The following is an 11043-nucleotide window of genomic DNA, read 5'->3' as shown; positions in this document are numbered from 1 at the left end:
ACACTGGTCACCATCTCATCAGGCTGCTATCCCCTGATGTAACGCATTGAGATAACCGCCCTATGCGCCAACCCTAGCCAATAAGCGCCTGCTATTAGTAGACAGCTTTGACCTTATCGTCATAGCGCACACCCGGTAGGATACACAGCATCTCAAACAGTAAGTTTGCCGCCAGTACAGATGTGTTACCAAATGGATCATATGGTGGTGATACTTCGACCAAGTCACCACCGACCACATCAAGACCGCGCATGCCGCGAATAATTTCGATACCTTGAGTAGATGTCAGACCACCGATTTCAGCCGTACCCGTACCAGGCGCAAACGCAGGGTCAATCCCATCGATATCGAAACTTAAGTAAACAGGGCCATCGCCTAGCTTTTCGCGTACTTCTGCCATGAGTGGCGTCAGCGATTTATACCAGCACTCTTCTGCCGGTACCACGCGGAACCCTTGCTGGGTTGACCAGTCAAACTCTTCGGCGCTATAGCCTGTACCACGCAGACCAATCTGTACCACGCGATTACCATCGATGAGGTTTTCTTCGACAGCACGGCGGAACGGGGTACCATGGGCGATTTTTTCACCAAACATGTCGTCGTTGATATCAGCGTGAGCATCGATATGCACCATACCGACAGGGCCATGTTTTTTGGCAAGTGCTCGTAGGATAGGCAGTGCGATGGTATGATCGCCGCCCAACGTTAAAGGAATTGCGCCATGTTTAACGACTTTTTCTGTATAGAATTTTTCGATGATATCGACGCTTTTTAGTAGGTTAAACGTATTGATAGGCACATCACCGATATCAGCCACTTGCAATGACTCAAATGGTGCGGCACGCGTCGCCACATTGTAAGGACGAATCATTCTTGACTCATCACGAATCTGTCTAGGCCCCAATCTGGCACCGCTACGGTTTGAGGCGCCAATATCTAAAGGCACACCAACAAATGCCACATCTAACCCTTCGGCATCGGCCTGCGTTGGCAAACGCATCATAGAAGCGAAGCCACCAAATCTTGGCATGTCGTTGCCGCTTAATGGTTGATTGAATTTCATAAATCACATCCTTGTTTCAGTTTGGTTAGAATAGGCAATTTTTTATATGCTTTGACAATACCTAAATATTAGGAGGCAGACCATGGTAAAATTTAGAAGTAAACTTCTGATTTTCCGTAGTAAACCGGTTTTATCAGTTATTACCAGAAGTTTAAGAAAGATACCATTGCTTGATAAAATAGGTTTAATTGACAAAGTAAGTTGATGCCGCAGCACGTTATTGCGAAAGTAAGGAGTCGGGTGTGATATTAGATGAATTGATAAAAATAGATATCAAAACGCTACGTAGCTTTATGGCTATCGTGGAGTGTCAAGGCGTGACTGCTGCTCAGTCGCGCTTAAATGTCACGACCTCGGTGATTAGTGGACATTTGACTCATCTAGAAGACCGCTTGGGCATGACACTCTGCCACCGCGGTCGAGCAGGATTTAAGCTGACAGAGGATGGTGCGGCTATCTACGAGGCATGTTTGGGCTTTACCGAATCGGTCGCGAGTTTTCAACATCAGCTGCACTATATTAAGCAACTAGACTCAGTACACGGTGGCCATATCAGGCTTTGCTTGATTGATCAGATGCCTAAGTTTTTTTATGATGCGCTTAGACAACGTCTTGCTAGTAGCTACCGAGAAAACCCACTGATACACTTTTCTATCGATGTACAAAACCCTGAGAGCATGTTAGAAAAGCTCTTAAGTAATGAGAGTGACATCGGTGTGGGTTATTTTGGCAGCTTTCCGCCGTTACTCACATTTAAGCCAGCATTTGTCGAAAAACAAGTGGTCTGCTGCGGACGTGAGCATAAGCTATTTTATAATTCAGAAGGATTGACTTTTGAAGATTTAGAGCAGAATTATCCATGGATAAAAAGGGGCTATGTGGTCGAGCATCATATCAATCATATCCGTCCAAAAACCTTGAGCGCCACCACTTATCATATGGAAGCGACCGCGCAGCTTATCCTTGCAGGCCACCATGTGGGGTACCTACCGCGTGATCTTGCGAGACGTTACGAGGGCATGGGACTTATGAAAATACTCCTGCCCAATGAAGCAAGCTACGACGTCGAGCACCATTGGGCATATCGGGAAAATCAGCATAAACAGGCCGCTGACTTTTTAAATAAGATGATGAACTTGCTATAAAGAGAATACGAATATCACTGCACTACTACGGACGGTTGTTGATGCTTCAGACCAATGGTTCTTAGCTTACCTTTATCATCAACTTCTTTTATCACCAATGACCACTCATCGTTAATGGCAACGGTATCGCCCGATACTGGCTTCATATCTAAGCTGTCTTTGATATATTCAGCAACTGTTTGTTCCCACATGGTTTTTACGCTGTTCTCTGATTTAGACTTTAGGCTGTCTACCAGTGATTCCGATTTCATGACGCCCGTAAAGAATGGTAAGTCGCCAAGCTTGACGCTGGGCGAGAGCAACCAATCGCCATAAAAATCATCGATGGCTTTACGGTCCAACGTCGTGTCATTGAATATTTTAGCAATCTGGCTAGCATAATCGCCGCGCATGGCGTACCAGACACTGTCCCCAAATTTCAGCTTGGTATTTTCATCAACAGTCACAATCTGCTGCCCACGTACCAAGGCAAAAACACTAATTTCATCAGGATTGATGCGATTAGAGATGTCTCTCGGATGACGACCAATCGCAAACGCGCCTGACTTTACTTGGAACTGATATAAAGTAATACTCGCTTTGTCTGATACCCAAACCTCATGCTTTTCTTCTGGGTCTTTATTATTTGGAATACGCACTTTAAATAAATTTGCCATCAAAGGAATGGTTGTGCCTTGTAAAATCAAAGATAAAACCACCACGCCAAAGGCAATATCAAACAGCATAAAGGCGCCATCTATCCCTGCCATGACCGGTAAAATCGCAAGAGTAATTGGCACCGCACCGCGTAAGCCAACCCAAGAAATAAAGCCAATTTCCCTGTCTTTAAATTTAAAGGGTTTAACACTGGTATAGACGGCGATAGGACGGGCAACCAAAATCATAAAGGCGGCAATCGCGACTGAATAATGCCAGACATCAATAACATGCGATGGCGTTACCAATAACCCCAATACCACGAACAACACCGCTTGTGACAACCACGCAAAGCTATCCATCACCCGCATGACATGCTCAGTTGAGCGTACTTTATGGTTACCAATCAGCACGCCGGTAAGGTAAATTGCCAAAAATCCACTGCCTCCAATCAGGTTGGTCGCAGCAAAAACAGCCAAGCCAGCAGACATAATCAAAATGGCATACATACCTTCTGCCAAGTGTAATTTGGGTAATAGTCTTGCCAATAAATAACCAAATAACAAACCCATGCCCAGACCGAAGCTGAGCTGCTGTAATAGCAACCCTAAAAATCCCAGTACCGTCTGTCCATCGGGATCAACATTTAAGGCAATCAAACCCGTGACTAATAAAATGGCTAACGGGTCGTTGGCTCCAGATTCCAATTCAAGCGTGGCCTGCACGCGATCGTTGAGCTTCACACCACCATTACGTAGTAGCGAAAACACCGCTGCGGCATCGGTCGAACCCACGATAGCCGCCATCAATAAACCAAAACGCCAATCGACATCCAGTAGCCAAGTGACGAATACCCCCAGTATCATTACCGTCGCAAGTACGCCCCAAGTAGCAAGAGTGATTGCTGGTTTTAAGCCGACTCGGAACGACTTAAAAGAGGTACGCAGACCACCATCCAACAAGATACAAGCTAGCGCTGCTTGCCCGACAAAATTAGCAAGCCCGTATTGAGAAAACTCAATACCTAATATACCATCTTCACCAGCGAGCATTCCTACCACTAAAAATAACAATAGCAGAGGAACGCCCAAACGCGCGGATAACGTACTTGCCATGATACTGGCGAAAATTAATACTGCCCCTATTAGATACAGGATATTTAAGGTATCCATCTTTTTTTAAGCCCTATTTTTATAAATTATGACGAATGAAGTGATCGCGATAGTATGGATCTAATTTTGCTACAGTAGCACTATACGATTGCCCTTAAGAATAACATCTACGACCGAATCTATAGAAAATATCTGTATAAATATGTACCAAATTTCATATATTCCGTAGATATATTGCGCTTTTACAAGATTTAAGTTATTTTTTTAACTAGGGCATCTCCTCATTTTGAAAATGTTGATGAAAATGAGATAAATTGCAGCCAAAAAAGGAAAGTAGCGCAGATAATATCTGGGTATTAACCAGCTAGTTGATGCAGTTTGGCAAAGTTTAGCCATTTTTAGCTCATTTAGGTGCTTTCGTTCAGATTGAACACATGCCCTAGGACTATGCCTGAATGTATTGCCAAGTAAGCACTAAAATGGCCGCTGCCACTGTCCAAGCGACAACGCCTAGCAGCAAGGCCTTATATAAGCTAACATAGCCGATGCTAAAAAACACCACCAAGGTATAAATAAGGTGCGGTATGACCCCGAGCATACTAAATATCAATGCGACTTTTAAATCAGCGGGACTGCGCTCCGTGCCAACAATAAAGTGACTGATCAACGTAAATGTGGGGAACAGTGGCGCAAGTGCTGCCAAATAAAAAAATCTGGTTTGCGCGAATAACTGAATCACTAACACCATCAGAGCACCAATAAGCATTTTTAACCAAATCACGACGGGGTCATCTCCTATTGAGTGTTAAGGGCTGAAAATAACCCAATCCGCTATCATACTAAAGTCTATAGACAGACATAAGAGGAATATTTACTTAGTTGACGTCTCTCACAAAAATGCACGAAAAAAACCCATCTAACAATTATGCTAAATGGGGCTATTCACTTTTGTTATCTGTACTGCATACGAATTATTTAATCGACTTTTTCGAGCGCGGATTTTAATTCACCAGCTGTTTCTACTTTCAAAACCAAGCTATTTCCTTCTGTCGCGCCAAAGGCTTGCGGCATAATCTGCCAGTCACATTTGGGAATATCGTTGTAGCATTGGTTCTCACCATGAATCGCTCGCCTTCTGTGTTATAACCAAAGGCATAATCCTCCATTTTATCTACAGGAATACAGATGGCTGAGTTAATAGAAAATTTGGGCTGCCAAGATTTATAGTATTGCAGCCGTTCTTTATTACTCTCAATCTCTTCAGGTGCTTGTAGTGGAAACCCACCTACACTATAAGTACCTAAGCTGATGCGTTTCGTGCTGCCAATGGCACTATTTTTCAGATATAGAAGGAATAGGTCTATCCATGATTGCTCTCATTGAACAACACCCTCAGCTACTCGCCTTGGGTATAGTGCTTATTTTAACGATGGCATTGTTATGGTTGATACAGCACCTCATGATTCGCTATGGTAAGCGCATATTGGTATTGATTTCTCGTATCGATTTTTGGCTGCGCGGACATATCGCACGCCTACCACTGATGGTACGTCTACAGCATAAATACCCAGCAATGTTTGGATTTATTACCAAGCGCTTTGCCCGTGGTCATTTTTCTGGTCTAATCCTCACCATTTTGACACTCTTGAATATATATATTTTGGCGCTGTTTGCAGGCTTGGTCGAGGATATAGTGGAGGCCGACTCTATTGTGACCACGGATTTGTTTGTGTCGCAGCATATGAGCGTGCTACAAGATTCGAGCATCGTGCCTGCATTTGTTTTTATCACCAGCTTAGGCTCTACACCGATTACCTGTTTGGTTATTCTGCTGACGGCTATCCTCTGCGCAGTGGTACGTCAGCCTTATATTTTAGTCGGTCTGCTAATCTCAACCATCGGTAGTACCGCCTTTACGTTTTTGAGTAAGATGGCTTTTCATCGGGCGCGACCGATTGATATTTTATTGCAAGAGCACACCTATTCGTTCCCAAGTGGTCATGCCACTATCAGTATCGCGCTCTATGGATTTCTCGCTTATATGGCGATTCGTTTTAGCCAAAGCTTTATTCACCAAGTACGGATATTATCGCTCGCGCTTTTATTATGTCTGCTCATAGGGTTAAGCCGAATCGTGCTAAATGAGCATTATCTGAGCGATGTGATGGGTGGGTTTTTGGTGGGTACATTATGGCTAACGATTGCCATTAGTATGATGGAATGGCTGACCGCACGGGGCAAAATCAATTGGCGCATTGTATGGTCAGCGCCGCAGCGATATATAGCATGGTTCAGTGTCGTCGCTGTGCTGATTGCGACTTTTATATATGCTACTTTTTATCAGTTTCCTTTGCTTGGGTAAAGGTGGGAATTAGGTTTTAAGATTTATTATTAATCGTAGAGTATATTAAAGTTTTTATCTTTTCTTTTTTTTCTTCAGAATCAGTGATATCACAAACTTTTTCAAGACCGCGCTTCAGTGCTTTTAAGGCACTAGATTCATCGTATGAATAATCAACAGACTCTTTCAAATTAAAATCTGTATTACTTGCAACGTAGCTAGTATGTAATGCATCTTTCGGTTGATTGTATTTAATATTCTCTTCGAGGAACTGCAACCTTGGCGCCATGTAATCTATACATTGTTGAGATACCATCAACATATAATCTGTAATTTCCTTAAAGTCAGGAGGATAAACAAAATCTATAACATTTGAAAATACCTTGTGCCCACCTAATTCATCCACATATGAATTAATAGCTAATTCCAATATTGCAATGTTGGCATATATAGAGCTTGGAATAACTTCCCCTTTCATACTTTCACTAAATAAAGTTGGTTGCCATTGAATAATTTTTTCCAAAAGCTTAGCATCAAGATGCCCAACGCCCTTATTCCTAATATGTTTAATAAAATTAAGACTTTTTCTTAATTCAGGAATTTTTGAGCTATCGTAATTTAGAGTACTAAGTGTCTTTTCTATATGACTCAAATTATCATGTAGGTTGTTAATTGAAATCACAAGAAATCTAAAGCTCCTAAAGTAATCTAATAGTGATTTTTGATCTTGTTTTATACTTGTCATTATATTTGTAGAGGCATCTATATCATCTAAAGTAATCAGCATTGCAAGATAAGCTTTATTTGCTTCTACTTGTTCTAAGCTAAACATTGAAGATCCATTATTATTGAATATCGACTAAAGATCTAATATATTAGCCTATTACAATGCCTCAAAACAATCTTTCGTAAGCTTATCGGAAAAATCATAACCGCTCTTTATTCACAAAGTACACCTTTGATCACATTCATATAAAATCACAATTAACGCGTATTATCCAATCTCACCACAGCAAGCGCTGCTGCCAACACCTCAAAGATGAACGGATCAGTGACTTGGGCAACATTAAAGCGTATAAAATACTCAGCGCTTTGCGACTGACTAAACACGTTAAAAAAAATATTAAGCTTAGGCTATTTTTTTCATAACTTACATAAAATTTCAACATAAGATATCAACAGAAAAACCAAAGTTCGGATGACAATGCTATATCATTCTAGCTACTGAGTATCAGGAAAAATCACCACATCATCCCCTTCTTGCCACGGTTTAAACTTAGTCATGACTTGCAAAAATAACGGATGGTCAAGCCATTTTTGTAGCCACTGCTGCAATTTAGGATAAGGCAAACTATAAAAAACCTCACGATCCACGTGCGCAAACTGACGGACAAAAGGCATGATACCGATATCGGCGATGGTAATACGCTCTCCCAGTAAATAGGTATTATTGGTTAACAGCTCTTCTAGTCTTTGCAAAAACACTTCGCCTCGCTGTCGATACTCGGTCTGAGTCATCTCTACATGCCGATCGGCATATTTGTAACGATCTAACCAATGCTTAAATTCATTGTCATTTTGTGCAATTAGGGCATCCGCTTGCGGTGAAGTTTTTTCATCAAGCAGCCCTTGTGGGTCATTCTGCTCAAGCGCCCATGTCATTATCTCGACACTTTCTTCAATGACGGTTCCATCCGCCAACTGTAAAACTGGCACCGTACCTTTTGGACTAATCGCTAGCATTTGCTCAGGTTTATTCTTCAACGTAATCTCCCTCAGCTCTACGGACAACTCGGCAAATAGGATGCCGAGACGAGCGCGCATGGCATAAGGACAGCGACGAAAAGAATACAAGCGATGAAGCGGTGAAGTCATAGTTATTTTCCACAATTGAATAGGAATTAAATATTAGGTCAACAAGAGCCAGTGGGCTCAAACCCCTTGGTATCGATGTTCATAAAGAATTTTTTGAATACTCTATCGATTTATAATTTGCCATGGCTTCTACCAACGACTGCGGTAGATAGGCACCTTTCAGATGTGCGTACGGGTAATGCTGCTCAAGCCACGATTGATAGTTATAGAGGGTTAACGTACCACAATATAGCAAATTTGACTTCCTTCCCTCCCTAAAGTGAGGGGATTCCTTCTGCAAGACGGTCAAGCCCGACCGCAAGAATGTTTTTTGCTGCATTGATATCTCTATCATGCCATGTGCCACACTTTGCACAAGTCCATTCTCTTATTCCGAGACCCACTCTACCTTTCGGACTACTGTCACTTATTTTAAGGCAGCACGAGCAGGTCTGGGTAGTGTAACTCTCATTTACGATCTCAAAACGACAACCTGCATGCTTGCATTTATACTCCAGTTGTCGTTTAAGCTCAAACCAACCTGCATCGTAAACCGATTTGGCTAGTTTTCCTTTTTTGCTGTTAAATTGATTGGTTTTAACATCGCCAACCACGATTAGGGCGTTGTCTTTGATTAATTGAGTAGTGAATTTATGAATTAAGTCTTGGCGTGTGTTTTTAATTTTGGCATGGATAGCCTTTACACGTTGCTTATTTTTGGCTCTTTGGGCAACCGCCAACTTCTTTGCCCATTTTTGCGTTTGTTTGATTTGTAGCTTATCACCGCTTGAGGTTGTGGCAGACTCTTTTAGTCCTAAGTCAACGCCCACGCTACCCTTACCACCTACTTGTTTTGGAAACTCTTTAACGGTAATACAGGCATACCATCTACCTCTTGCATCTTGGGCTAGCTCGCAAGTATTGATTTGATACAGACTTAGGTTGTAGCTGTCCCAAACCTCAATGATTAGCTTTTGGCCTTTGGCTAAACTAAATTGTAGCGTGGATTTGAGGGACTTTTTACCGCTTTGCCGTATGGTTAGGTGTTTGATGGCAGATTTTTTAAAGGGTATCCAACCAAGTGATTTGCGTTTTGCTTTTGGGTTATTGGTTCGCCAGTTCAGCTTGGCTTTTTTGAATTGTTTGCGGTTTTTGGCGTGAACTTCACCGATGGCTTGTAGTGTTTGGCTGTGTAAGTCTAAATATTCGCCAGCACCCTTAGTGTAAGCGGCTAAGTCATAGGCTGAAAAAAACTTACCAGTGCGCTGTAAGTACTTAAAACTTAACTCATTGACATAGTTCCAGACAAAGTTAACCGCACTGCTTATAGTATTAAGCTGCTGGCTATGCTTATCTTTGACTCTGAGTTTAAGCGTTTTCATGGTTTGATGATGATTGTTTTGATGGTATATTACAAGCTAAATACAGGAGTAAACGTCAATTGATGTCGCCTGATATCCACGCCCTAAACGGCATGGTTTTACGGCGAGTTATGATAAATAAGATCAACGACCAGCTGTAAGGAACAATCATAGCGGAAATAAAAGGAATAACACTATCGAACGGCGTGGCTAGATTATGAATCTTTCGATGGATACAGCTCATATGATGGATACAGCTCATATAAGGAGACACCATAAAAAGTCGTCAAATTATAGAGCAGATAAAATATCGCTAACGCAAGACCTAGGTGTCTAAAGCGTGTTGATAGATTTAGCAGCACCTAATACCTCGTTTAACTATTGAATAAAAATCACTTTCTACGTCTAACCTCTCTCAAATCACCGACCCATCTCATCTCCAAATTTAGCCAAGGGGATTGGCTATAGGATTACTGACTCCAGTAATTGCTAAATGCTAAGCTTAATGCCTGTTTCTAACTATGTTGATCGTTAGAGGCGATACTATCTTAAGGTTCAGTTAAGGTTGCTCCTTTATGATGTTTTCATGATGTTAATCGTGCTAAAAGCTTTTAACCATTTGGAGACAGCTGATGTCATTATCTATTGATAGCACTCATACCTTGCAGAATGTTCTAAATACGACCTTTTATATTGAATCCGTTAAGCCAATGTCAATATTGGAGGTGCAAGGAATACCCTCATCCCTTTATATTCGTGCCAGTACGCAAATGCCAATAGCGACATCGCCTACTTCATATGCCCAAAATCAAGATGCCCAAGCATTCATCAAACGTATCTATGAGTATATCCATCACGCCCGATTAAGCTACTTTATGCCTGTTTTGTTTTCAGGTTTTGCCGATATGCCATCCTATGGCGATTGGTTATCCGCTGATGACAATACGTTGCCCGCGTTTAAAGGTACGAGCGTTGCTATCGGTCTAAAGCCTATCTGTGAAGATAAGATATTTTTAGAGCAGTATTTAAACACGCCAATACAAAACGAGATCAGTAGAGTGGCAGGCGAGCCAGTCAGTCGTCAGCGCATTTTTGAGATTGGCAATTTGGCATCAGGTTGTGCTGGTAGCGCGCGGCTTATGATCGCATTTTTGGTGTTTTATTTATCCACCCCCACCCTGAACCCTACGACTCATGAAAACCAAACCAAAGCAGACTGGGTAGTGTGTACTGGCACCGATGCTGTGCGACACATATTGGCACATATGGGCATTCGCAGTCATGTCATTGCTAAAGCCACTGCAGAAGCGCTAGAAGATCCTGAGCAAGTATCATCATGGGGTCATTACTATCAGCACAATCCCTTGGTGGTTGCCATCAATGTGGCAGATGCTAAGCGGGTATGCGCCCCTCATTATCGCTATACCGAAACGTTAGAGATGAATTCTGCCACTCGTTTGACGCTAAATAAGATAGCCGTTTGATACTCGTTCATTAGCTTAGCACTAACCAATAACACTGCACGACCACA

9 protein-coding genes are annotated in these 11043 nt (G+C 42.1%); 3 read left to right on the top strand and 6 right to left on the bottom strand.

Annotated elements, in window-relative coordinates:
- Positions 1 to 94: 94 nt before the first annotated feature.
- Positions 95 to 1063: an agmatinase gene (speB, locus tag JFC10_RS01580; protein WP_198331348.1), complete on the bottom strand. Its 969-nt coding sequence runs from the start codon at positions 1061 to 1063 to the stop codon at positions 95 to 97.
- A gap of 242 nt (positions 1064 to 1305) precedes the next feature.
- Between speB and JFC10_RS01575 the strand changes: the two genes are divergently transcribed.
- A complete protein-coding gene (locus JFC10_RS01575) occupies positions 1306 to 2208 on the top strand; it encodes a LysR family transcriptional regulator (protein WP_227685865.1) in 903 nt (300 codons plus the stop codon).
- Between the two features lie 14 nt (positions 2209 to 2222).
- Here JFC10_RS01575 and JFC10_RS01570 read toward each other — a convergent pair whose 3' ends face one another.
- Positions 2223 to 4016 carry a potassium/proton antiporter gene (locus JFC10_RS01570; RefSeq protein ID WP_198331347.1) on the bottom strand — a complete coding sequence of 598 codons (1794 nt, stop codon included), beginning with the start codon at positions 4014 to 4016 and terminating at the stop codon, positions 2223 to 2225.
- Positions 4017 to 4401: 385 nt separating this feature from the next.
- Complete coding sequence (locus tag JFC10_RS01565) at positions 4402 to 4737, bottom strand: GlpM family protein (protein WP_227685866.1); 336 nt, start codon at positions 4735 to 4737, stop codon at positions 4402 to 4404.
- A gap of 585 nt (positions 4738 to 5322) precedes the next feature.
- On the opposite strand from JFC10_RS01565, the gene JFC10_RS01560 reads away from it, so the two are divergent.
- A complete protein-coding gene (locus JFC10_RS01560; protein ID WP_198331346.1) occupies positions 5323 to 6318 on the top strand; it encodes a phosphatase PAP2 family protein in 996 nt (331 codons plus the stop codon).
- 16 nt (positions 6319 to 6334) lie between these two features.
- On the opposite strand, the gene JFC10_RS01555 is transcribed toward JFC10_RS01560, so the two are convergent.
- From JFC10_RS01555 to JFC10_RS01545, 3 genes are all read right to left on the bottom strand, one after another.
- The gene (locus JFC10_RS01555) at positions 6335 to 7129 is read right to left on the bottom strand and encodes a hypothetical protein (RefSeq protein WP_198331345.1); all 795 of its coding nucleotides are present in this window, start codon (positions 7127 to 7129) and stop codon (positions 6335 to 6337) included.
- Between the two features lie 389 nt (positions 7130 to 7518).
- Positions 7519 to 8172, bottom strand: coding sequence for a glutathione S-transferase (locus tag JFC10_RS01550; protein WP_198331344.1), 654 nt, complete (start codon positions 8170 to 8172; stop codon positions 7519 to 7521).
- A gap of 254 nt (positions 8173 to 8426) precedes the next feature.
- Positions 8427 to 9533: an RNA-guided endonuclease InsQ/TnpB family protein gene (locus JFC10_RS01545; RefSeq protein WP_198331343.1), complete on the bottom strand. Its 1107-nt coding sequence runs from the start codon at positions 9531 to 9533 to the stop codon at positions 8427 to 8429.
- A 611-nt stretch (positions 9534 to 10144) separates the two neighbouring features.
- Between JFC10_RS01545 and JFC10_RS01540 the strand changes: the two genes are divergently transcribed.
- Positions 10145 to 10996: a thermostable hemolysin gene (locus JFC10_RS01540; protein ID WP_198331342.1), complete on the top strand. Its 852-nt coding sequence runs from the start codon at positions 10145 to 10147 to the stop codon at positions 10994 to 10996.
- Positions 10997 to 11043 lie beyond the last annotated feature (47 nt).

Origin of the sequence: Psychrobacter aquimaris (assembly GCF_016107525.1) — a bacterium.
GTDB lineage: Bacteria > Pseudomonadota > Gammaproteobacteria > Pseudomonadales > Moraxellaceae > Psychrobacter > Psychrobacter aquimaris.
The sequence above is the reverse complement of the archived record's forward strand: the minus strand, read 5'-3'. Positions and strand labels throughout refer to the sequence as shown.